General features: G+C 58.1%; 25 protein-coding genes and 1 pseudogene. 14 read left to right on the plus strand and 12 right to left on the minus strand.

Going from position 1 to position 21266, the window contains the following annotated elements:
* Positions 1–351: DUF6124 family protein (locus tag AC3WMT_RS07020; RefSeq protein ID WP_103303579.1), on the plus strand; the 351-nt coding region annotated here is incomplete at its 5' end.
* Between the two features lie 273 nt (positions 352–624).
* On the opposite strand, the gene AC3WMT_RS07025 is transcribed toward AC3WMT_RS07020, so the two are convergent.
* Positions 625–1395 (minus strand): AraC family transcriptional regulator, encoded by a 771-nt coding sequence (locus AC3WMT_RS07025; RefSeq protein ID WP_103303570.1) that lies wholly within the window; start codon positions 1393–1395, stop codon positions 625–627.
* 222 nt (positions 1396–1617) lie between these two features.
* Here AC3WMT_RS07025 and AC3WMT_RS07030 point away from each other — a divergent pair, with 222 nt between their 5' ends.
* The 5 genes from AC3WMT_RS07030 (at position 1618) to AC3WMT_RS07050 (ending at position 8110) form a co-directional block, all read left to right on the plus strand.
* A complete protein-coding gene (locus AC3WMT_RS07030) occupies positions 1618–3243 on the plus strand; it encodes an APC family permease (RefSeq protein ID WP_103303569.1) in 1626 nt (541 codons plus the stop codon).
* A gap of 22 nt (positions 3244–3265) precedes the next feature.
* Positions 3266–4192 carry a 4-hydroxyproline epimerase gene (locus tag AC3WMT_RS07035; RefSeq protein WP_103303568.1) on the plus strand — a complete coding sequence of 309 codons (927 nt, stop codon included), beginning with the start codon at positions 3266–3268 and terminating at the stop codon, positions 4190–4192.
* A 55-nt stretch (positions 4193–4247) separates the two neighbouring features.
* Positions 4248–5195 (plus strand): dihydrodipicolinate synthase family protein, encoded by a 948-nt coding sequence (locus AC3WMT_RS07040; RefSeq protein ID WP_103303567.1) that lies wholly within the window; start codon positions 4248–4250, stop codon positions 5193–5195.
* Positions 5196–5262: 67 nt separating this feature from the next.
* A complete protein-coding gene (locus AC3WMT_RS07045) occupies positions 5263–6855 on the plus strand; it encodes an aldehyde dehydrogenase (NADP(+)) (protein ID WP_103303566.1) in 1593 nt (530 codons plus the stop codon).
* Entirely contained in the window at positions 6839–8110 is a 1272-nt protein-coding gene (locus AC3WMT_RS07050) for an NAD(P)/FAD-dependent oxidoreductase (protein ID WP_103303565.1), read from the plus strand. The genes AC3WMT_RS07045 and AC3WMT_RS07050 overlap by 17 nt, the downstream gene beginning before the upstream one ends.
* 415 nt (positions 8111–8525) lie before the next feature.
* Here the strand turns inward: AC3WMT_RS07050 and AC3WMT_RS07055 are convergent, their stop codons facing one another.
* Positions 8526–9458, minus strand: coding sequence for a Gfo/Idh/MocA family protein (locus tag AC3WMT_RS07055; protein ID WP_103303564.1), 933 nt, complete (start codon positions 9456–9458; stop codon positions 8526–8528).
* Positions 9459–9642: 184 nt separating this feature from the next.
* Between AC3WMT_RS07055 and AC3WMT_RS07060 the strand changes: the two genes are divergently transcribed.
* Positions 9643–10692 (plus strand): NAD(P)-dependent alcohol dehydrogenase, encoded by a 1050-nt coding sequence (locus tag AC3WMT_RS07060; RefSeq protein ID WP_103303563.1) that lies wholly within the window; start codon positions 9643–9645, stop codon positions 10690–10692.
* Positions 10693–10807: 115 nt separating this feature from the next.
* Entirely contained in the window at positions 10808–11512 is a 705-nt protein-coding gene (locus AC3WMT_RS07065; protein ID WP_305888150.1) for a tRNA (adenine(22)-N(1))-methyltransferase, read from the plus strand.
* A 39-nt stretch (positions 11513–11551) separates the two neighbouring features.
* On the opposite strand, the gene AC3WMT_RS07070 is transcribed toward AC3WMT_RS07065, so the two are convergent.
* From AC3WMT_RS07070 to AC3WMT_RS07115, 10 genes and pseudogenes are all read right to left on the minus strand, one after another.
* Complete coding sequence (locus tag AC3WMT_RS07070; RefSeq protein ID WP_158249169.1) at positions 11552–11722, minus strand: hypothetical protein; 171 nt, start codon at positions 11720–11722, stop codon at positions 11552–11554.
* Positions 11723–11747: 25 nt separating this feature from the next.
* Positions 11748–12002, minus strand: a complete 255-nt coding sequence (locus tag AC3WMT_RS07075) for an Imm32 family immunity protein (RefSeq protein WP_103303562.1) — start codon at positions 12000–12002, stop codon at positions 11748–11750.
* A 25-nt stretch (positions 12003–12027) separates the two neighbouring features.
* A complete protein-coding gene (locus AC3WMT_RS07080; protein WP_103303561.1) occupies positions 12028–12459 on the minus strand; it encodes a DUF4265 domain-containing protein in 432 nt (143 codons plus the stop codon).
* A 14-nt stretch (positions 12460–12473) separates the two neighbouring features.
* The gene (locus AC3WMT_RS07085; RefSeq protein WP_103303560.1) at positions 12474–12980 is read right to left on the minus strand and encodes a DUF4265 domain-containing protein; all 507 of its coding nucleotides are present in this window, start codon (positions 12978–12980) and stop codon (positions 12474–12476) included.
* 48 nt (positions 12981–13028) lie between these two features.
* Positions 13029–13388, minus strand: a complete 360-nt coding sequence (locus AC3WMT_RS07090) for an immunity protein Imm33 domain-containing protein (RefSeq protein WP_103303559.1) — start codon at positions 13386–13388, stop codon at positions 13029–13031.
* 15 nt (positions 13389–13403) lie between these two features.
* Positions 13404–14018, minus strand: a complete 615-nt coding sequence (locus tag AC3WMT_RS07095; protein ID WP_103303558.1) for an Imm43 family immunity protein — start codon at positions 14016–14018, stop codon at positions 13404–13406.
* 55 nt (positions 14019–14073) lie between these two features.
* Positions 14074–14691: a hypothetical protein gene (locus AC3WMT_RS07100; RefSeq protein ID WP_146041231.1), complete on the minus strand. Its 618-nt coding sequence runs from the start codon at positions 14689–14691 to the stop codon at positions 14074–14076.
* A gap of 40 nt (positions 14692–14731) precedes the next feature.
* Complete coding sequence (locus tag AC3WMT_RS07105; protein WP_103303556.1) at positions 14732–15118, minus strand: Imm10 family immunity protein; 387 nt, start codon at positions 15116–15118, stop codon at positions 14732–14734.
* A gap of 426 nt (positions 15119–15544) precedes the next feature.
* Positions 15545–16018: pseudogene (locus tag AC3WMT_RS07110) on the minus strand (DUF4265 domain-containing protein); the annotation flags it as partial.
* Between the two features lie 139 nt (positions 16019–16157).
* Positions 16158–16769 (minus strand): ankyrin repeat domain-containing protein, encoded by a 612-nt coding sequence (locus AC3WMT_RS07115; protein WP_103303555.1) that lies wholly within the window; start codon positions 16767–16769, stop codon positions 16158–16160.
* A gap of 240 nt (positions 16770–17009) precedes the next feature.
* Here AC3WMT_RS07115 and AC3WMT_RS07120 point away from each other — a divergent pair, with 240 nt between their 5' ends.
* The 6 genes from AC3WMT_RS07120 to AC3WMT_RS07145 all read left to right on the plus strand — a co-directional run bounded on the left by AC3WMT_RS07120 (position 17010) and on the right by AC3WMT_RS07145 (position 21243).
* A complete protein-coding gene (locus tag AC3WMT_RS07120) occupies positions 17010–17225 on the plus strand; it encodes a tautomerase family protein (RefSeq protein ID WP_103303554.1) in 216 nt (71 codons plus the stop codon).
* The gene (locus tag AC3WMT_RS07125; RefSeq protein ID WP_103303553.1) at positions 17222–17878 is read left to right on the plus strand and encodes a DsbA family oxidoreductase; all 657 of its coding nucleotides are present in this window, start codon (positions 17222–17224) and stop codon (positions 17876–17878) included. Before AC3WMT_RS07120 ends, AC3WMT_RS07125 begins: the two co-directional genes overlap by 4 nt.
* 50 nt (positions 17879–17928) lie before the next feature.
* Entirely contained in the window at positions 17929–18639 is a 711-nt protein-coding gene (locus AC3WMT_RS07130) for an SDR family NAD(P)-dependent oxidoreductase (protein WP_103303552.1), read from the plus strand.
* A gap of 112 nt (positions 18640–18751) precedes the next feature.
* Positions 18752–19675: a LysR family transcriptional regulator gene (locus AC3WMT_RS07135; protein WP_103303551.1), complete on the plus strand. Its 924-nt coding sequence runs from the start codon at positions 18752–18754 to the stop codon at positions 19673–19675.
* A gap of 96 nt (positions 19676–19771) precedes the next feature.
* Positions 19772–20278 carry a sigma-70 family RNA polymerase sigma factor gene (locus AC3WMT_RS07140; RefSeq protein ID WP_103303550.1) on the plus strand — a complete coding sequence of 169 codons (507 nt, stop codon included), beginning with the start codon at positions 19772–19774 and terminating at the stop codon, positions 20276–20278.
* Positions 20275–21243 carry a FecR family protein gene (locus tag AC3WMT_RS07145; protein ID WP_103303549.1) on the plus strand — a complete coding sequence of 323 codons (969 nt, stop codon included), beginning with the start codon at positions 20275–20277 and terminating at the stop codon, positions 21241–21243. Before AC3WMT_RS07140 ends, AC3WMT_RS07145 begins: the two co-directional genes overlap by 4 nt.
* Positions 21244–21266: the final 23 nt, after the last annotated feature.

Consider the following 21266-nt stretch of genomic DNA (forward strand, 5'->3'; position numbering starts at 1 on the left):
CCAACGCCCAACCCACCCGGAACCGCCCCCACCTCCCCCTACGAATCCCTCGATTCGAAAAAGCTCAACGAAGCCGCCGACCGCGCCCTCGATCACTACCTCTGCCCGCCCGGGTCAACGCCACCTCCCCGCAGAACCCGCAGGATGTACGCCGTTACCGCCGACTTCAAAAACGAGGAGATGCTGGCAGATGCCTTCGAGACCCTTGCTTCAGCAAGAACCATTGCCAGTGACTTCGCCCACCTCTTGCCAGCGTCGCAGCGCAGGACGCTGCTGGGGATTGCGCAACTGATCATGCTTGGGGAGCTGGCGGTGAATCGGGTGCTGGATAATTTGCAGTTGCCGGACTAAGCCCCAGCACAGAACACCTGTGGCGAGGGAGCTTGTCGAATCGTCGCACGGTCCCTCTCGGCTGCGCAGCAGTCGTAAACCCTGAGTACGCGGTATTTTTGAAGGAATGAATTCTCAGGTTTTGGGGCTGCTTCGCAGCCCAGCGGGAGCAAGCTCCCTCGCCACAGGTACACTGTATTTCTGCAGGATTGAGTTCGTGGGTTTTGAGGCGGTGCGACGTTTCGCTAAATACCCTCAGCACAATGACATCTGTGGAGCAGCCTTCGGCAGCACCTACAGGGATGTAGCCTGACGATACTGCCGAGGTGTAAACCCGGTCGAGGCCTTGAACTGGCGGGTGAAGGCGCTGTGGTCGGTGTAGCCGCATTGCAGCGCAACGTCGGTGATCGGCAGGTCTGTGTGCAGTAGCCGATGGGCATGTTCCAGGCGGACTTTCTGGATCATTTGCCGGGGCGTCAGGTGGAACACACGTTTGCAGTAACGCTCCAGTTGCGCGACGGAAATACCGGCGATGCGCGTCAGTTCGCCCAGCGTGACGCGGCGGTTGAAATGGTTGCGAATGTGTTCGTCGACCGCCGCCAGTCGCTGGAAGGCCGGATGGGTTTCGCTGGCTGACTGCACATCCACGGAGATACCAGCCAAACCGATGATCTGCCCGTCGCGGTTGTACAGCGGTTGTTTGTGGGTCAGGCACCAACCGGGTTCGCGACTGCCATAAAGATGCAGTTCGAGCTGATCCTCCAGCACAAACCCCTCCTCCAGCACTTTGCGATCCTGCTCGGTGTAGCCCGGCCCCAGTTGCGCCGGGAACACCTGCGCGCTGGTTTTGCCGAGCAGCGGGCGCAAGTCTTTCAAGCCGCAACGCTGCACCAGTGTGCGGTTGGCCAGGACATACCGGGCCTGCACATCCTTGATGAAAATCACCGCGTTGGGGATCACATCGAGCATCGGCAACAGCAGCGCAGCGCTGGCCACCAGCTCTTCGAGGGTCTGCGGACGGTTGCCGTCGCCACCCTGGCAAAGAATCGAAAACGCGTTCTGCATCAAGGATTCTCTCCCCTGTTCGTGGATAGCCCATGCGCCGTTCGCGTGCAGATTGCAGCAACACCACGGCCCTGTCGAGCGCCGCGACCCGTCGGCGCAATTGTGCTGAATTCGTCATTGATCCCACCGCAAAACATCAATCGCCACGCTGCCGATGAGTTCAAAGTCTGGCCGTCCGAGTGACACAACTGCCTATCCAATAACTCACAAGAAGGCGATGCCATGTCAGGCCAAGGCAAGTTCAAAAAACAGCTTTCACTGATCGATCTCACGTTTATCGGGCTCGGGGCGATCTTCGGCTCCGGCTGGTTGTTCGCGGCCAGTCACGTGTCCGCCATCGCCGGGCCGGCGGGGATATTTTCCTGGTTGCTGGGCGGTTTCGCCGTGTTGCTACTGGGCATCGTCTACTGCGAACTGGGCGCCGCGCTGCCACGTGCCGGCGGCGTGGTGCGCTATCCGGTTTACTCCCACGGGCCGTTGCTCGGTTACCTGATGGGCTTCATCACCCTGATCGCGTTTTCCAGTCTGGTGGCGATCGAAGTGGTTGCCTCGCGCCAATACGCCGCGGCGTGGTTTCCCGGGCTGACCAAGACCGGCACCGGTGATCCGACACTGCTCGGCTGGCTGGTGCAGTTCGGCCTGCTCTGCCTGTTCTTCGTGCTCAACTACCGCAGCGTGAAGACCTTCGCCAAAGCCAATAATCTGGTGAGCATTTTCAAGTTCATCGTGCCGTTGCTGGTGATCGGTGTGCTGTTCACGTTCTTCAAACCGGAAAACTTCCACGTCCAGGGCTTCGCGCCGTTCGGCTTGTCGGGTGTGGAGATGGCGGTCTCGGCGGGCGGGATCATCTTCGCGTATCTGGGCCTGACGCCGATCATCTCGGTGGCCAGCGAAGTGAAGAATCCGCAGCGCACGATTCCCATCGCGCTGATCCTCTCGGTGCTGCTCTCGACCCTGATTTATGTGCTGCTGCAAATGGCTTTTCTCGGTGGCATCCCGACCGAAATGCTCGCCAACGGCTGGGCCGGTGTGAGCAAGGAATTTGCCCTGCCGTATCGCGACATCGCACTGGCGCTCGGTGTGGGTTGGTTGGCGTATCTGGTGGTCGCCGACGCGGTGATCTCACCGAGCGGCTGCGGCAACATCTACATGAACGCCACGCCTCGGGTGATCTATGGCTGGGCGCAGACCGGCACATTCTTCAAGGTGTTCACCCACATCGATGAGAAGTCCGGCATCCCGCGTCCGGCGCTGTGGCTGACGTTTGCGCTGTCGGTGTTCTGGACCCTGCCCTTCCCGTCGTGGGAAGCGTTGATCAACGTGGTTTCCGCCGCACTGGTGTTGAGCTACGCCGTGGCGCCAGTGTCGGTGGCTGCGTTGCGCCGTAATGCGCCGGACATGCCGCGGCCGTTCCGGGTCAAGTGCATGGGCGTGCTCGGACCGGTGTCGTTCATCATCGCTGCACTGATCGTCTACTGGTCGGGCTGGAGCACCGTGTCGTGGCTGCTCGGCCTGCAAATCCTGATGTTTGTCGTCTACCTGCTGTGCGGTCGTTTTGTGCCGACTGCGCACCTGAATCTGGCTCGCCAAGTGCGCTCCTCGGCCTGGCTGATCGCCTTCTACGCGGTGACGATCGTGCTGTCGAAACTCGGCACCTTCGGCGGCCTCGGCATCCTCGCCCACCCGTTCGACACCCTCGTCGTCGCTGCTTGTGCGACGGGCATCTATTACTGGGGCGCCGCGACCGGCGTACCGGCACATCTGCTGCGCCTTGAGGATGACGATGAAGAAAGCGAAGTCGCCGCCCCCGCCTCCACCGTGAACGCGCGCCCTGCCGGCGCTTACTGAAATCTTCAAACGAGAGACGTCCATGAAACGAGTACACGTCATCGATTCCCATACCGGCGGCGAACCCACGCGTCTGGTGATGAAGGGTTTTCCCGATCTGCCCGGCAGCACCATGGCTGAAAAGCGCGATGCCCTGCGCGATCAGCATGATGCATGGCGTCGCGCCTGCCTGCTGGAACCACGCGGCAACGACGTGCTGGTCGGCGCGCTGTACTGCGAGCCGGTGTCGGCTGACGCCACGTGCGGGGTGATTTTCTTCAACAACGCCGGTTACCTCGGCATGTGCGGCCACGGCACCATCGGCCTGATCAATTCGTTACAGCACTTGGGCCAGATCGCCCCAGGCGTGCACAAGATCGACACACCGGTCGGCCCGGTCAGCGCGACGCTGCATGAAGACAGCACCGTGACGCTGGGCAACGTGGCGTCTTATCGCTACCGCAAACAGGTACCGGTGGATGTGCCGGGATTCGGCCGGGTGTTCGGCGATATCGCTTATGGCGGCAACTGGTTTTTCCTTGTGTCCGAGCATGGCCAGACCCTGACGATGGACAACGTCGAGCACCTCACGGCGTACACCTGGGCGATGCTCAAGGCCCTCGAAGATCAAGGCATATACGGTGAGGACGGTGCGGTCGTCGACCACATCGAACTGTTCGCTGACGACACCAACGCCGACAGCCGCAACTTCGTCATGTGCCCCGGCAAAGCCTACGACCGCTCGCCATGTGGCACCGGCACCAGCGCCAAACTCGCCTGCCTTGCGGCCGACGACAAGCTGCAGCCCGGCGCGCGCTGGGTACAGGCAAGCATCACCGGCAGCCAGTTCGAAGGCCGCTTCGAATGGGAAGGTGAACGCATCCGCCCCTACATCACTGGCCGCGCCTTCATGACCGCCGACAGCACATTGCTGATCGATGAAACAGATCCGTTCGCGTGGGGCATCTGAGCTGCCGCGCCGACTTTCCACCCTTATTTAAACGATGTGCCAAGGAGTTAAAACAATGAGCGACAACATCTTCACCGGCTGCATGCCAGCCCTGATGACCCCGTGCACCGCCCAGCGCAAACCGGACTTCGACGCGTTGGTGGCCAAGGGTCGCGAGCTGATCGATATCGGCATGAGCGCCGTGGTGTATTGCGGGTCCATGGGCGACTGGCCGTTGCTCACCGAAGCCGAGCGTCAGGAAGGCGTGGCGCGGCTGGTGGCGGCGGGGATTGCGACGATTGTCGGGACCGGTGCGGTGAACACCCGCGAAGCGGTTTCCCATGCGGCCCACGCGGCGAAAGTCGGCGCGCAGGGTTTGATGGTTATTCCCCGCGTGCTGTCCCGTGGTGCTTCGGCCGCCGCGCAAAAAGCCCACTTCGCCGCGATCCTCCAGGCCGCGCCCGAGTTGCCGGCGGTGATCTACAACAGCCCTTACTACGGCTTCGCCACCCGCGCCGATCTGTTCTTCGAGCTGCGCCGCGAGTACCCGAACATGATCGGCTTCAAGGAGTTTGGTGGCGGTGCCGACCTGCGTTACGCCGCCGAAAACATCACCTCCAAGGATGACGACGTGACCCTGATGGTCGGCGTCGACACGCAAGTGGTGCACGGTTTCGTCAACTGCAACGCCACCGGTGCGATCACCGGGATCGGTAACGCCCTGCCTCGCGAAGTGTTGCAACTGGTGGCCCTGAGCAAGCAAGCGGCCAAGGGCGATGCCAAGGCACGGCGTCAGGCGCGGGAACTGGAATCGGCGCTGGCGGTGCTGTCGTCGTTCGACGAAGGCTGCGACCTGGTGCTGTATTACAAGCACCTGATGGTGCTCAACGGGGACAAGGAATACACCCTGCATTTCAATGAAACCGATGCGTTGAGCGACTCACAACGCCGCTATGCAGAGAACCAGTACGCGCTGTTCCGTCACTGGTACGAGAACTGGTCGGCGGAGCAGAACTTCGCCTGATCCCTCGCTGCGTTTTCGTGCCCGCCGACTGTAGCGGCGGGCAATCTTTTCTCATCAGGAATAAACCATGACTCTGACGGGCCACATGCTGATCGGACAGCACACTGTTGCGGGCAATCGCGAAGCCGTTCGGGGGATCAACCCGGCCACGGGGATGACGCTGGAGCCGGCCTATGCCGGCGGTTCGGCCGAACATGTCGAGCGGGCCTGCGCGCTGGCCTGGGCAGCGCTGGACCGCTATCGCGAAACGACGCTGGATGCCCGATCTGAATTTCTGCAACGCATTGCCGTGGAAATCGAAGCCCTTGGCGATGAGCTGATTGACCGTGCCATGGCCGAAACCGGCCTGCCGAGCGCCCGTTTGCTCGGCGAACGAGGCCGCACGTGTCAGCAACTGCGACTGTTCGCTCGCACAATACGGGCTGGTGAATGGCTGGATGTGCGCGTTGATACAGCGCAACCGCAGCGGCAGCCGATGCCGCGCTCGGACCTGCGTCAACGCCAAGTGCCGTTGGGGCCGGTGGCGGTGTTTGGCGCGAGCAATTTCCCCTTGGCGTTCTCGGTGGCGGGTGGCGACACGGCGTCGGCGCTGGCGGCCGGGTGCCCGGTGATCGTCAAGGCCCATGGCGCGCATCCCGGCACCAGTGAACTGGTCGGCCGCGCAGTGGCGCGAGCGGTGCAAGCCTGCGGTCTGCCGGAGGGGGTGTTTTCGTTGTTGTACGGTTCCGGTCACGAATTGGGTATCGCGCTGGTCACCGATCCACGCATCAAAGCCGTGGGTTTTACCGGTTCTCGCAGCGGCGGGCTGGCGCTGTGCCAAGCGGCACAGGCAAGGCCCGAGCCGATTCCGGTGTATGCGGAAATGAGTTCGATCAATCCGGTGTTGCTGTTTCCCGCGGCATTACGCAATCGCGTGCAAGCATTGGCGCAGGGCTTCGTCACTTCACTGACTGTGGGTGCCGGGCAGTTCTGTACCAATCCTGGTCTGGTGATTGCGCATAAGGGGCCCGCGCTGGACAAATTTGTCGCCGCCACTGCCGAACGGCTCCAACAAAGCCCCGCGCAGACGATGCTGACGCCGGGCATCTTCAATGCCTATGAGGCTGGCGTGAATGCCTTGGCCGAGAACCCCCATGCGCAAATTTCGGGTGTGGGTCAGATGAGCACGCAACCCAATCAGTGCCAGGCCCACCTGTTCGTCACCCAAGCCAGCGATTTTCTCGCCGATCAGAACCTCCAGGCCGAAGTGTTTGGCGCGGCGTCGTTGATTGTGCAATGCAGCGATGACGATGAGATTCGTCAAGTGATCGAACATCTGGAAGGCCAACTGACTGCCACATTGCACCTGGACGACGAAGACCTCGAGCAGGCCCGCGCGCTGCTGCCAGCGCTGGAACGCAAGGCCGGTCGGTTGCTGGTCAACGGTTGGCCCACCGGTGTCGAAGTGTCTGATGCGATGGTACATGGCGGGCCGTTCCCGGCCACATCCGACGCGCGGTCGACATCTGTTGGCACAGCAGCGATCCACCGATTCTTGCGTCCGGTCTGCTATCAGGATTTCCCCGACAGCTTGTTGCCCTCGGCACTGAAACAGGCCAATCCCCTGCAATTGCGTCGCCTGCTCGATGGGCAAAGGGAAGCGCATGAACAGCCCGAATAACGTCTCGCACGACATCGCCGTGGTCGGCGCCGGCATCATCGGCGTCGCCTGCGCACTGCGTCTTGCCCGTCAGGGCCAGCGTGTGGTGGTCATCGATCAGCAGGAACCGGGGCACGGCGCATCGTTCGGCAATGCCGGGCATCTGGCGACCGAGCAGGTGTTTCCGATTGCTGACCTGTCGATTCTCAAGCGCTTGCCGGCAATGCTGATGGACCCGATGGGCCCGCTGCGCCTGGACTGGAGATACATGCCCCGCGCCCTGCCCTGGTTTACGCGGCTGTTGCTGAACCTGCGGGCGGAGCCCTTTCAGAAAACCGTGGCGGGTTTGCGGGCGCTGAATGAAAGCAGTCTGGATGCCTGGCATCGTTTGCTGGGGGATATTCAACGTCCTGACCTGCTCAAGGTCGATGGATCGTTGCTGGTCTTCGAGCGCCCGGAATCGCGGCAGGCCATCGATGCGCTCCAGGTTCGCTTGCGCCAGCAGCAAGTGCCGGTCGATTTCTGGCCGGCTGGCGCGGTACGGGAATCCGCAGCGCAATTTAGCGATCAGATTCAGGGCGGTTTGTTCTTTCCGCGCACCGGCCATTTTCTCGATCCATATCGCGTGGTCTGCGAGTTGGTCGAAGCAGCCAAGGCCAGCGGCGTGAGTTTTGTGAGGCAACAGGTTCAGGGCGGCTATGTGCGGGAGCACGGTGTTTCGCTGATCACCGGAACCGGTGGTTTGACCGCGAGCCGCGTCTTGATCGCCTGCGGAGCGCACTCGGCAAAACTCACCACCGCACTCACCGGCAAGAAAGTCCCGTTGGACACCGAGCGCGGTTATCACTTGATGTTGCCGCAGGAACATAACCGCCTGCCCTTCCCGGTCACCTCGCTGGAGCGCAAGTTCATCATGACGCCGATGTCTGAAGGCTTGCGCCTGGCGGGCACGGTCGAGTTCGCCGGGCTGGAGCGGCCACCGAGCATGGAACGCGCGTGGCAGTTGCATCGGTTGACTCAGGGGTTGTTCCGCAAGGATCTGAGCGCTGAGGCGGCGACGCCATGGATGGGGTTTCGGCCATCGCTACCGGATTCGTTGCCGGTGATTGATCAAGCGTGCGGGGGCAAGGTGTTGCTTGCGTTTGGGCATCAGCATCTGGGGCTGACGCAGGCGGCGGTGACGGCGGAGATGGTTGCGCGGATGGTGTTGCCGGAGGTAGAAAAACGAATGGGGGATTTGCCGGCAATCGACCCTTACGCGCTTGACCGTTTCTAAGCAAAATCGTGGGAGCGAGCCTGCTCGCGAAATCGTCTGGCCAGACAAATCGTTGTTGAATGACACTCCGCCATCGCTGGCAAGCCAGCTCCCACAGGTTCTCGCGGTGAACTTGGGCGAAGGGTAAAGCCACAATCACTGTGGGAGCGGGCTTGCCCGCGAAAGCGTCTGGCCAGACAACATCGTTGTTGAATGACCCTCCGCCATCGCTGGCAAGCCAGCTCCCACAGGTTCTCGCGGTGAACTTGGGCGAAGGGTACAGCCACAATCACTGTGGGAGCGGGCTTGCCCGCGAAAGCGTCGGGCCAGCCAACATCGTTGTTGAATGACCCACCGCCATCGCTGCAAGCCAGCTCCCACAGGTTTTTGCTGAACTTTGGCTAAGGGGACAACCACAATGAGACGGCGTCAGATCTCAAATGGCGTCGTAAAACGCCTCGACCAACACCCGACTCCCGACAAAGAAACTGTCCGCCACCAACCGCAACGGCTGCAGATCCAGATCACTGGCCTTGTCGCCAATCAACTGCTGAAAATGCCGATACACCGCCGCGTACTCGCCCTCTTCCGAAACCGTCTGGCGCGCTCCATCGATACTCAACAGCGCCCCACCGTTATCCAGTCGCAACACACCTTCGGCGCAGCGAATTTCGATGCTCCAGAGTTCGTCATGACCATGGTCGAAGTCGAATTCGGCGCGCACCTCGAGGTGGCGTGCGTCAGACATTTTGATCGAAGCGGCAATCGGTGACTGGCAGTTGTCGGGTACGCGCAGTTCAGCGGACTCGACAAACAACGGCAGTGCCAGCAGGTGCGTGACGATCGACAAGGCGTTGATGCCCGGATCGAAAACGCCCAGACCGCCCGGTTGCCAGATCCAGGTCTGGCCGGGATGCCACTTGCGCACGTCTTCCTTCCAGTCGATGTGCACGCTTTGCAGGGTACGGGTGGCGAGCCAGTCGCGGGCGGCGGCAATGCCGGGCGCATAGCGCGAGTGCCAGGCGAATAACGCACTGACGCCGTGCTGCTCGGCCAGACTGACCAATGCCATTGCCTCACCCAACGTTGCGCAGGGCGGCTTTTCCACCAGCACATGTTTGCCGGCGGCCAGCGCTTCCTGCACCAACGCAAATCGTCCTTGCGGCGGCGTGCAGAAGGCGATCGCGTCGACCTGCGGGCCGTTTGCGAGCAATTCGCTCAGCGACTGGAAATTCTCGACACCGGCGCAGGGCTTGCCTTGCGTGGCGACAGACAGCAACTGGAATGCGGGATTGGCGAGAATCGCCGGGACATGTTGATCCTGGGCAATCTTGCCGTAGCCCACCAGACCGAGACGGATCGGTTGCATCAATGGCTCCTGTTTTTGTTTTAGTCAGCGAACCGGCAGATTACCTGCAAACACTGCGATCGTCTGTCTGCGCAACGTCACAACGCCTCGCAGGATCAGGCAAGCATTGCACAGGAATGCACTACTTCAATGTCGGGCAAAAGGGCAAAAATGTGCGTTCGATAACCCCATTGAGGACGCTCCCATGCTCGTACAAGCCTACGGTGCCCACGCTGGCGACAAACCCCTTGAGCCGATGCAGATCAACCGCCGCGCGCCGACCGCCCATGACGTGCAGATCGATATCGCTTTCTGTGGCATCTGCCATTCAGACTTGCATCAGGTGCGTGCGGAATGGGCCGGCACACAATTCCCCTGCGTGCCGGGCCATGAAATTGTCGGGCGCGTCTCAGCCGTTGGCGCGCATGTCGCGGATTTCAAAGTCGGTGATCTGGTCGGCGTCGGCTGCATCGTCGACAGCTGCAAACACTGCGATGACTGCGAAACCGGGCTGGAAAACTACTGCGACGGCATGATCGGCACCTACAACTTCCCGACGCCAGACGCCCCCGGCTGGACACTCGGCGGCTACTCGCAAAACATCGTCGTGCATGAACGTTACGTGCTGCGCATCCGCCATCCCGAGGCGCAACTGGCGGCCGTCGCGCCACTGCTCTGCGCCGGGATCACCACCTACTCGCCGCTGCGTCAGTGGCATGCCGGGCCGGGCAAGAAAGTCGGCGTGGTCGGCATCGGTGGCCTCGGTCACATGGGGATCAAACTGGCCCATGCCATGGGCGCGCATGTCGTGGCGTTCACCACGTCCGAATCGAAACGCGAAGCGGCAAAACAACTGGGCGCCGATGAGGTTGTCGTGTCACGCAATGCCGAAGAGATGGCGGCGCATGCCAAGAGCTTTGATTTCATCCTCAACACCGTCGCGGCTCCGCACGATCTCGATGCGTTTCTCGTGCTGCTCAAGCGCGATGGTGCGTTGACATTGGTCGGTGCACCCGCCTCGCCGCATCCCTCGCCGAACGTATTCAACCTGATCATGAAACGCCGCACCATTGCCGGCTCGATGATCGGCGGGATCCCGGAAACCCAGGAGATGCTGGATTTCTGTGCCGAACACGGCATCGTCTCCGACATCGAACTGATCCGTGCTGATCAGATCAACGAATCCTACGAGCGCATGCTCAAGGGCGACGTGAAATATCGCTTCGTGATCGATAACGCGACACTGGTCGACTGAAGGTTCGCGCCGTGATCCCTGTCGCCGGAATTTGACAGGCACCGCGTTGCTCGACAAAGTCGCCCCCCTTTTGCGGTCATTGCTGCCGCAAACTTGTAATGAACAGGGGTTGCCGTTGAACGAACAGACTTTGTCCATGCGCCTGGAGCGCGTGGCAGCGCATGTGCCGACCGGCGCAAGGCTGGCCGATATCGGCTCGGATCACGGCTATCTGCCGGTGGCGCTGATGCGTCGCGGGGTGATTGCAGCGGCCGTGGCCGGTGAGGTGGCGTTGACGCCCTTTCATTCGGCCCAACGCACGGTGCGCGACAACGATCTGCAGCAACGCATCACCGTGCGTCTGGCCAATGGTCTGGCGGCGATCGAGCCTGGCGACAGGATCACCGCCGTCAGTATCTGCGGCATGGGCGGCGAGACGATCCGCGACATTCTCGACGGCGGCAAATCGCGTTTGAGCGGCGAGGAGCGCCTGATCCTGCAACCCAATGGCGGTGAGCAGCCACTGCGCCAATGGCTGGTGGACAATGGCTACCGCATCCTCCACGAGGAACTGTTGCAGGAAAACCGTTTCGACTACGAAATCATCGTCGCTGAACGTGCAGAGTCAGTGGTCTACACCGATCAAGAGCTGTACTTCGGCCCGCTGCAAATGCAGGTCCGCAGTCCGCAATTCCTGATCAAGTGGCAACGCCGGCTGCATGAAAAGCAGAAGACACTGGCCCAGTTCGCTCGAGCGCAACAGGCTTTGCCCGAGGCAAAGGTGCAAGACGTTGCCCGGCAAGTTCAATGGATCGCCGAAATGTTGGCTTGTGCCGGATAGAGGCAGGCACTGCTCAGTGCGTTCGCGCCAAGGTCGATATCAAGCGATTGAATGCACTCGGGCTCTTCCCTGTTTCTGAGCACCCTTCATGGCTTGCAGACTGAAATATTCAAAAGTATGCGTGACCATTTTTGCCGCCAGCGTGGCGAAGCGGTCACTATTCTGAAAGTCGCATTCAATGGTGGAAATAAAAACGTCATCGACGCGCATACCTTACTCACTGCAACGTCTGGACCTAGGCGCTTTTTATGAGATCGCCGTTAAGGACAATCACGTCTACGTGGTCTTCATGACTGAAGTTCTCTACGAGGTCTTGAAGATGTACATGCTCCACGCCCTCAACTGCCATCTCATCGGCGGCGCGGATTAGAAAAGCGCCAAGCGCCCTGATGGTTTCGGGGTCAGCAAGGATCGAAATTTCATCAAGGCGGATGCTGTTCTCACTGCCAACGGCGGTTCCGTGTACGGTGAACGTGTTGAATTTCTTCATCGTTGATAAGGCTCAAAAGGAGTTTTTATTGGCGAAGCATTCCAGACTCATAATCCAGCCATCCCTTTGCTTCTTTCTCGGCCAATACACTCAGCACATCGTCAAGGGAAACGTCGGCAGGAACGTTGATGGAGAAGAACTTTTTGCTCATACCTTCCCATGCGCAGCCTCTAGCAACCAGATCTTCCAAAACACTAGAAATCCATGGCTCACCCGCCTCGAAAAAAATGATACGAAGGGTACTGTTGCCGGTATTTTTTATGACTTTCTCAAATTGGTACTCAGCGTTCACCACGGGGCTTACCGAAATCTCGTCATCAAGACAAACTTCCCGTGTGTAAAACGGAATGTTCTTCACGATAAATGAGCCCGAGTCCAATCTCTCAGCCCACAGGCTCTCGCTTGAAACCGGTGGATAGTCATCTTCGACCAATAACTTGAAAAATACCTTCTCCATTTACATCCTTATGTTCAATGTAACAGGCAGGGTATGGAAGCCAACGACGAGCACTCCAGTACGCGAGATGGCTCTATCGGGTAGTGCTGCAGACACGCGTCTTCATAGGCGATATTTTCGCCATCAGCAATCGACGACAGATAACTGTCGATCATGGAAAAATCACAGCTTGCGGGAATATCCACAGCAAACAACGATAGACCGCGAGTTGATAAACAGAACGCACCATATTCTTGCAACCGGGTGATTATCTTTGCTTTCTCGCCCGGATCACTCGCGAAAACCCTGATTGTCGAGTGCCCGCCTTGACTCACCACACGGGCAGCTATCCGCTCCTCGCCATCCAGTTGTACTTGCACACGATCACCTTTACTGACGCCATGAACGTAATAAGGTGTGTTGTCTATTTCGTAAACGTCCTTCCCTCGGTAGATGCCCCATACCGATTCAACCGAAAAGGGAGGGTAATCATCTTCGTCAGGCGTTAACTTGAAAATAATCTTGTGAAAAATATCAGTCATATCCGTGCTCAAAGGAAAGCTTTCACTGGCGTCAAGACGCTCGACATTTCAGTCCGAAGAGGATTCCACTCCCACCATCCAAACGTCTTCGTAACCTTCTCTGTCGATAATGAACCTGGAACCTGCGGGCAGAAAAAGATACTTCAGCACTTGCGGTAATTCATCAACCAAATGGCTGGTGTGCAGCGTTTGATAGAAGCCGCTGGCTGGCGAGTGTTCACCGCAGTGAATGAACCAACTGACCGTGCCCCCCTCAGGCAATTGGACTCTCGATCCGTAAATCGGCGACTTGTGGAGAGTATTCAATGCAATGGCAACCACCTCCTCGGGAGGGTGTGGCGTCAGCCCATACCTGGCACACACCTGCTGTTGCGATGCGTCAGGAATTGCACAATCAGCTTTTTGCATCATTAGGTCCCTATTTCAAATTGGCTTGACAGCCGACCAGAGCACGCCTTCCAACGGTATGAACTCAACGCCTTTAAGCCCCGCCGCCCGTGCTTTGAAAGCGCTGGAACAAATCAACGTATTACTACCGGAAATCATTCCTTTGAACTTGAACAAGTCATGCTTGAATACCTCAGGCAACACTAACTTTTTGAATCTGAAAATCAATCCATCTTCTTCAACAAATGTCGAGCCCAACCCTGTATCAGAGCGGGCATCAAGCTCTTCAAAAAGGACCGCATTGTAGCTTTTGACGGATACAGGCTCTCCCTTGGTTGATACCACATCGATTACCACGCGATCCGCGATTGCGACATCAAGCTCCGCGCACACTGACAAAAAATCGTCACTGACTATATAAAAACGCGAAACACTGCGGATATCGAAATCATAGAACCGATCCTTCGATATCAGCACCATTCCTTCCGGATACGGGGTATGAAATGTGTAGTTTATTTTCTCCGCATACCAAGGAAAGAAGCCAAATTGCACGCCTTCCGCATCGGGATAGAACTTATCGTATAAATTCGCGTTCAATAAGCCACGCGGACAGCCAGACTCTTCCTTTTGAGAGAGCACGTAGTATTCCATATCGCCCCGTATCCATCCTGACCTGACTATTAAAAAGATATCACCAGAAACCTTCTTAAATTCGCCTTATCCCAGACCATAGAACCTCGTCCAATGGGGTAAACCCAATGCCTTTAAAGCTTTCTGCCAACTCCTTGAACGCCTGGGAACAGACCAGACTATCGCTACCGGAAATCAGTCTGCGGTACTTGAACAGATCCAGCCCCCACTCAGGTGGAAGTACCAGCTTTTTGAACCTGACCGGCCGGCCGTTTTCTTCGACAAATGTTGATGCCGGATCGCAGTTCGTTCGAACGTCCAGCTCATCAAACAACACGGCATTATAATTTTTTTCTGAAATACGCTTCCCAGCCTCTGACAGCACTTCAATCCTGACGCTGTCGATAATATTGACGTTCGTCTTGCGACAGACCGCCAGAAACGCATCACTGACCACGTAGAAAAAACGCGAAATACTTCTGATATCAAAATCGTAGTATTCATCCCTGGAAATAAGAACCATCCCCTGCGGAAAAGGCGTGCGCGGGCCGGCCTTTGCCTTTTCTGCATACCATGGAAAAAAACCGAATTTCACATCTTTTGTGTCTGGATAAAATTTGTCAAAAAGGTCGCCATGCAAAATCCCGACGGGACAGCCAACGTCCTCCAATTGCGAAAGCACGTAATAACTCATTAAAGCCCCCAATCAACCTGGTCAGAATACGTCCAGGACATCATGACCTCGAAATTCTGGTTGATTGCCCTGCAAACACCGCTCCAAGCAAATCGGCGAGATCACCTGTAATTTCAGCTTGAGACGACAGTCGCACTTCAAGTGTTTTTATAGACTTACACCAGGCAACAGCATCTGAAAAAACAAAGGTCAAACGATCATTCGCGATAAAAACTTCGTCAACACCACCATAGCCTGCCAATCCAGGATTGCCGATTTCAACATGGTAAGTGTCTTGACCCAGTTCCACATCTTGCTCATCAACCTCCGTCGCTCGCTGAAGAATCAGAAAGTCCTCAGGTTCATGGGCGTTGTCAGACAGCGCGACAGTCAAAACTTCATCTTCTGAGGAGGCATCGAAGTATATTGCGGAGAATTTAATATCCATGTTTTTCCGTTTTGGGAGCGGACTACGTCTAAGAGTGTACGGAGAAAATAATGATGGTTTGGATCAAGACCCGATGTATTTGTAATACACCACTAACTCCCCCTCTCGTTGTGAAATCTCAAGATGGAGAATCGCCTCGCTGGGAGCGCCATTAGCCCAAAGGATGCATTCCATGCCTAACGTCTTGCTATTGGTTTCATAAGCATCGATGAAAGGTCGGTCTCGCCCGTTTGTATCGAAGGCTGTCTCTTCAGGGGCTATGGATATTGTTGTGCCGGGACCAAAATACTCATCGATTGACGCGTAGATTTCATCCGCCACAGCGTCCGATATTGCGAAATCCCGCTTGAGCGCTGCAGTATCACGCCGATCAATAGCGTCAACAAACGACTTAGCCTTCACATGAGCTTGTGCAGGGGTCGGCAACAGCCACCAGTACAACAGCGTCTCGTCACTATCGTCGTCGAGGTTTTTATAGATGTTGGCGTAATACCACTGAATCCCGGTTTGCTCACGGAACCTGTCAAAAAACCCGTTGATTCTTTCCATGCCATTTTTCGCAGGAACAGCCAGCGACAAACTTCCCTCGCAGACGCCGTCCAGTGTTCCATCCAACTCGCGGACAACATCATCTGCAAGCGCAGTGATCGCGTCCGGGGAAATGTAATCGGCGTAGATTTGAATACAGAAATTACCGCCTCGCTTCAGCACCTCGGCAGGTGCATTTCTATCCTTGATCGAGACGATATCCCCCCTCGCCAGGTTTTGCGCCAGGCCAGGTGAAGAGAGTAATTCGTAGGTGTGCTGATCAATCTGACGCGCGAGCAGTTCCTCACGGACAGCGCCACCATCGTCGGCCATGTAGACCTGGATCAGCACAGGTGATTGCTTGTCGTCCATAAGGGGTGACACCGCTCCTTGTTCCATAAATGACATCCCTCTCTATCCCGGCGCCAAGGTTACACGATGCGACCTCTGCATCCACCTTGACGTTTGCAAGGCTCCTTGGTCGCCGTAAATTCTGGGGTGAACAAGAACATCATCGAGCTTGCAGATTGTCTTCAACCCACTGGGCAAGAACGGGCCGGTCAATGCTTCGCGCGGCATCCGCCAGATAGACGGCCTCGTCCGCACCCACGGTCAATCCATGGGCTAGAAGTATCTGCAGACCTCCAATGGCCTGCGGCTCTTCGCCCATATGGAAAACGGCTTGTCGCGCAGGGGTCAGACCGTTGTCTGCCACTGAATCAACACTTGCGCCAGAGTCAATCAATCTACCTGCACGCTCTATCGGACCGAGTTTCAAAAGCGCCGACAACGGCGTAACGCCGGCGTCATCAGTGACGTCGATCAAGTTGTGGGTTTTGTACCAGTCGAGTACCCATGCGAAGACAGAATCATCACTTTCCAGCGCCGAGCGATGCAGCAGGCTGCCACCGCTCAGACTGTTTTTCTGAAAAAAATCCACGCCATTTTCCGCAAGAAAATCGAGTGTTTCCACGTTTTCAGCGACGTAGAACAACACCGGGATGTCGCTGTACGACTCGCGGTTTTTTATGTGCGGAAGCAAACGTTGCATTGCACTGCTATCTCCGCCAGCCAGCGCGTCGCCGGCTTCATAAAGATCCACTAGCTGTTCTTCATCGATCATCGATTGCTCCGTAAGACCGCGATGTTATGGCAGCGTCCCTCGTCTAGGCAGACTTAACTTAACCCGTCCCCGTCGTTTTATCGCCGAAGAGGGTCCGAAGGCCGACCCTGTGCGGGCACTTGATACACCACATCACAAATGATGTACCTGAAACCCCATTTATCAACCTCCTGCAACTTCCTAAAGTTCTCTCCAACAGCAGCCCATCAATCCGACAGGCTGACCACTGGAGATACTCAAATGCCTTTCATCAGCGTACGCATCACCCGTGACGGCGTCACTCGGGAGCAGAAAGCCCAGGTGATCAAGGAGATCACGGAAACGATGGAACGGGTGCTCCACAAGGATCCCAAACTGACGCACATCGTCATCGAGGAAGTCGACACGGATAACTGGGGTTACGCCGGCATGACGACCACGGAGTACCGCAAACAGTTGTCGGACGCCTCATCATGAGTCGCGTGGTGAAAATCGATGTTGTCTCGGATGTCGTCTGCCCATGGTGCGCGCTCGGCGTTACCGCACTTGAGCAAGCGATCGAAAGTCTGGCGGGTGAAGTCGAGGTTGAACTGACCTACAAGCCGTTCGAACTTAATCCGGAGATGCCGGCGGCTGGCGAACACGCTATCGAGCACATGATGCGCAAGTACGGTCGCAGCGCTGAGCAAGTGGCGCAGCGCAACGCGATGATCATTCAACGCGGCGAGGAGATTGGCTTTCACTTCGACCTGGAAAAGCGCAGTCATTTTTACAACACGTTCGATGCCCATCGCTTGCTGTTTTGGGCCTCGACACAAGGGCGCCAGCGCGCACTGAAAAAGCTCTTGTTGCGGGCTTACTTCACCGATGGAAAAAACCCGGATGACCGCAAAACGCTGGTGAATCTGGCCAAGGACGCGGGGCTCGACAGTGAGCGTGCAGAAGCCGTACTGGCCTCTGCAGAGTTCAGTCGTGAAGTCCGCGAACTCGAAGCGTTCTATCAGCAGCGCGGCATCCAGTCGGTACCGGCGATGGTTATCAATGACCGACACATCCTGTCCGGATCGCAATCGGTCGCTGATTACCGGCAAGCATTACGTCAGGCGGCGCAGGTTGGCGCTCACGTCTGACCGTTGAAAATCCGTTCACTCAATTCATTTCGATTACATGAGGATTCATCATGAGCACGTCCAACAAAGTGGTAGTGGTTACCGGCGCCTCTCAAGGTATTGGCGCAGGTCTGGTCAAAGGCTTTCGTGAGCGCGGCTATCAAGTGGTCGCGACCTCCCGTTCAATCCAGCCTTCTACCGACCCGGACATTCTGACCGTGGCTGGCGACATCGCTGATCCTGCCACTGCCGAGCGCGTCATCCGCGAAGCCGTCGCTCGCTTCGGGCGGATCGACACGCTGGTCAACAACGCGGGGATCTTTGTCGCGAAGCCATTCACCGAGTACAGCCAGGCAGATTACGCCCAGGTTGTGGCCACCAACATGAGCGGCTTCTTCCACATCTCGCAACTGGCGATTACCGAGATGGAGAAGCACAGCAGCGGCCACATCGTCAGCGTGACCACCAGCCTGGTGGATCATGCCATCGACGGCGTACCTTCGGTGCTGGCCTCGCTGACCAAGGGCGGCATCAACGCGGCAACCAAATCGCTGGCTATCGAGTACGCCAAGCGCGGCATTCGGGTCAACGCCGTGTCGCCGGGCATCATCAAGACGCCGATGCATGGTGTGGAGACTCACGCAGCGCTCGGCAGCCTGCACCCGGTTGGCCATATGGGTGAGATTGACGACATCGTGCAGGCGATCCTCTATCTGGACAGCGCGAATTTCGTCACCGGTGAGATTCTGCACGTCGATGGCGGTCAGAGCGCGGGGCATTGATTCCCTGTTGTCCCTGCAACAAGAAAACGGCGCCGTCGGTGTATACCGGCGGCGCCGTTTCATGTAGTAAACACCGGGATGAAATGTCTGTTGAGACTCGGTGCCCTCCCTTATGAAACGCCACTTTGATGACTTGCAATTGGGCAGTATCGAACTGTTTTGCCTCGCCGCCGAGGCCGGTAGCTTCACCGCCGCCGCACAGCTGGCCGGGGTGACACCAGCAGCGGTGAGCCGATCGATTCTGCGGCTGGAGCAACGCCTGGGTTCCCGGCTGTTCGCCAGAACCACACGCAGCATTCGGTTGACCGAGGCTGGCCGAAATTTTTTCGTCCAGTGCAGCCAGGCGCTGACCCAACTGGTCGAGGCGCAACAAGAAGTCATGGGCGCGCAGACGACCGCGTCAGGACGCTTGCGCATCAGCCTGCCGACCACTTACGGGCATCACCGCATTCTGCCGCTGCTGCCAGCCTTTCGAGCGCTCTACCCGCAAGTCACGGTGGATATTCACTTGGGCAATCGCAATATCGACTTCGTCGCGGAGGGCTACGATCTGGCGATCCGCGTCCGCGCTCAACCGGACTCGACCCTGATTGCCCGCCTGCTGGAAGACGCGAAACTGGTGGTGGTGGCGTCGCCCGACTATCTGCACAAAGCGGGCGTGCCGCAGACCCTGGAAGATCTGGCTCAGCACGAGTGCATCCAGTTCGAACTGCCCAGCAGCGGGCGGCGGATCTCCTGGCTGTTTCAGGAAAATGGCAAGGATCGTGAGGTGTTTTCCGACGGTGGTTACTCCTGCTCAGACGATGTTCTCGGCGGCGTAACGCTGGCAAAGCATGGCGCGGGAGTGTTCCAGACCTACAAATTCATTGTTGAACAGGAACTGGCGGAGGGTCGCCTCGTCGAGGTGCTTCAGCCCTACAGCGGTCGCTCAAGGCCTTACACCTTGCTCTACCCGCACGGTCGCTATGTGCCGCAACACGTGCGCGCCTTCGTCGATTTCCTCCTGCAATACCGCGATCAATGGGCGGCGCTTTAGCGGCAAACACAGCCGACACGACAGACCGATTGCACTGGCTCTGGCCACGCAGGTAGTATTGAGAGAGATTCTCACTAACATCTGGAAAGCTCACCAGTGCACTCTCTTCCGTCCAGCAAGCTGGGATTCTTTTTCAGCGATCATCATCGTTGGCTGCTGCAACACATCAATCGGCAGGTGCGTAACCACGCGGATGCCGAGGACACCGCCGCCGATACCTTTTGCCAGTTGTTGGTGGCGCGAGTGGACCCCGACAGCATCGAGCAGCCACGGGCCTATCTATCGACCATCGCGCGCCGGTTGATCTTCGACCGTCACCGCCGACGCAAGCTTGAGCTGGCTTACCTTGAGCGCCTCTCGGCGCTGCCAGAAGCATTGGCGCCCTCCCCTGAAGAACAACTGCAATTGATCGAAGCGCTGGTGGCCATCGACCGCGCCCTCGATGGCTTGCCGTTGATCGTCAAGGCCACATTCCTCTACAGCCAACTGGACGGGCTGAGCTACGTGGCGATTGCGCAGAAGCTGGGGCTGTCGGAGCGCACGGTGAGCCGTTACATGAAACAGGCCTTGCGCCAGTGCTACCTGTGCGACATGGCGCCATGAGCAAAACACGCCTGGACCCGATCAGCGAGCAAGCCATCGACTGGATGGTCAAGCTTCGCGCCGGCACGCCGGATGCTGCACTGCAACAGCGTTTCAACGCCTGGCTGGCGATGGACCGTGCACACAGCCAGGCCTGGGACAATTTGCAGGAACGCTTGGGCGGATCGTTCAACACGGTGCGCACACTGGATCGACGCCTGCCCGGCCAGGCGAGTGAGGCGCGTCAGGTTCTGTTGCAGCCACAGGCCTCGCGCCGCGATGCCTTGCGCATGATCGCCGGCCTCGGTCTGCTCGGTGGCAGTCTGTTGCTTGGCAGCAAAACCCGCCTGGGTGAAACGCTTCTGGCTGATCTGCACACCGGGCGCGGTCAACGACAGACGTTTAATCTGGCCGATGGCAGCCGCCTCAGCCTGAACGCTGACAGCGCGGTGGATCTGCGCTTCGATGAGCAGCAACGGGTGGTCATTCTGCGCCACGGCGAACTGGTGATTGATGTCGCGCCCGACCCGCGTCGCCCGCTGATAGTACGAACCGCCGAAGGCGAAATGCGTGCGCTGGGCACGCGTTTTCTGGTCATTCAGGAACAGGACGCCAGCCGCCTCGTGGTGCTGCAGCATTCCGTGCAAGCCCGTTTGTTCGATGGCACCACGCAAGTCGTCAAGGAAGGCCAGGCAGCGCTGCTCTCCTCGCGCGACATTACGCTGACCAGCGGCGATGAGCGTCGACGCGCCGACTGGCTGAGCGGGCGTTTGAATGTGCTGGACGAGTCGCTGGAGCAAGTGGTCGAAGCGCTGCGTCCTTACCATCGTGGTTTCGTGCGCGTGGCTCCCGAGGTTCGCGGTCTGCGCGTGCAAGGCGTGTTCCCGCTGGACGATCCCGAGCGCACCCTCGGCGCCCTGGCCGAAACCCTGCCTATTCGCGTGAATCGTTACAGTCCCTGGCTGACATTGATCAGCAAACAGTGAGGGACGAAAAGTTTTTTTTGAAA

The organism is Pseudomonas sp. FW305-7 (assembly GCF_058786735.1).

What these genes read in the sequence shown, in the direction of transcription:
- AC3WMT_RS07025 (WP_103303570.1), bottom strand. Translation starts at nt 1,395, where the DNA reads ATGCAGAACGCGTTTTCGATTCTTTGCCAGGGTGGCGACGGCAACCGT.
- AC3WMT_RS07030 (WP_103303569.1), top strand. Translation starts at nt 1,618, where the DNA reads ATGTCAGGCCAAGGCAAGTTCAAAAAACAGCTTTCACTGATCGATCTC.
- AC3WMT_RS07035 (WP_103303568.1), top strand. Translation starts at nt 3,266, where the DNA reads ATGAAACGAGTACACGTCATCGATTCCCATACCGGCGGCGAACCCACG.
- AC3WMT_RS07040 (WP_103303567.1), top strand. Translation starts at nt 4,248, where the DNA reads ATGAGCGACAACATCTTCACCGGCTGCATGCCAGCCCTGATGACCCCG.
- AC3WMT_RS07045 (WP_103303566.1), top strand. Translation starts at nt 5,263, where the DNA reads ATGACTCTGACGGGCCACATGCTGATCGGACAGCACACTGTTGCGGGC.
- AC3WMT_RS07050 (WP_103303565.1), top strand. Translation starts at nt 6,839, where the DNA reads ATGAACAGCCCGAATAACGTCTCGCACGACATCGCCGTGGTCGGCGCC.
- AC3WMT_RS07055 (WP_103303564.1), bottom strand. Translation starts at nt 9,458, where the DNA reads ATGCAACCGATCCGTCTCGGTCTGGTGGGCTACGGCAAGATTGCCCAG.
- AC3WMT_RS07060 (WP_103303563.1), top strand. Translation starts at nt 9,643, where the DNA reads ATGCTCGTACAAGCCTACGGTGCCCACGCTGGCGACAAACCCCTTGAG.
- AC3WMT_RS07070 (WP_158249169.1), bottom strand. Translation starts at nt 11,722, where the DNA reads ATGCGCGTCGATGACGTTTTTATTTCCACCATTGAATGCGACTTTCAG.
- AC3WMT_RS07075 (WP_103303562.1), bottom strand. Translation starts at nt 12,002, where the DNA reads ATGAAGAAATTCAACACGTTCACCGTACACGGAACCGCCGTTGGCAGT.
- AC3WMT_RS07080 (WP_103303561.1), bottom strand. Translation starts at nt 12,459, where the DNA reads ATGGAGAAGGTATTTTTCAAGTTATTGGTCGAAGATGACTATCCACCG.
- AC3WMT_RS07085 (WP_103303560.1), bottom strand. Translation starts at nt 12,980, where the DNA reads ATGACTGATATTTTTCACAAGATTATTTTCAAGTTAACGCCTGACGAA.
- AC3WMT_RS07090 (WP_103303559.1), bottom strand. Translation starts at nt 13,388, where the DNA reads ATGCAAAAAGCTGATTGTGCAATTCCTGACGCATCGCAACAGCAGGTG.
- AC3WMT_RS07095 (WP_103303558.1), bottom strand. Translation starts at nt 14,018, where the DNA reads ATGGAATACTACGTGCTCTCTCAAAAGGAAGAGTCTGGCTGTCCGCGT.
- AC3WMT_RS07100 (WP_146041231.1), bottom strand. Translation starts at nt 14,691, where the DNA reads ATGAGTTATTACGTGCTTTCGCAATTGGAGGACGTTGGCTGTCCCGTC.
- AC3WMT_RS07105 (WP_103303556.1), bottom strand. Translation starts at nt 15,118, where the DNA reads ATGGATATTAAATTCTCCGCAATATACTTCGATGCCTCCTCAGAAGAT.
- AC3WMT_RS07115 (WP_103303555.1), bottom strand. Translation starts at nt 16,769, where the DNA reads ATGATCGATGAAGAACAGCTAGTGGATCTTTATGAAGCCGGCGACGCG.
- AC3WMT_RS07120 (WP_103303554.1), top strand. Translation starts at nt 17,010, where the DNA reads ATGCCTTTCATCAGCGTACGCATCACCCGTGACGGCGTCACTCGGGAG.
- AC3WMT_RS07125 (WP_103303553.1), top strand. Translation starts at nt 17,222, where the DNA reads ATGAGTCGCGTGGTGAAAATCGATGTTGTCTCGGATGTCGTCTGCCCA.
- AC3WMT_RS07130 (WP_103303552.1), top strand. Translation starts at nt 17,929, where the DNA reads ATGAGCACGTCCAACAAAGTGGTAGTGGTTACCGGCGCCTCTCAAGGT.
- AC3WMT_RS07135 (WP_103303551.1), top strand. Translation starts at nt 18,752, where the DNA reads ATGAAACGCCACTTTGATGACTTGCAATTGGGCAGTATCGAACTGTTT.
- AC3WMT_RS07145 (WP_103303549.1), top strand. Translation starts at nt 20,275, where the DNA reads ATGAGCAAAACACGCCTGGACCCGATCAGCGAGCAAGCCATCGACTGG.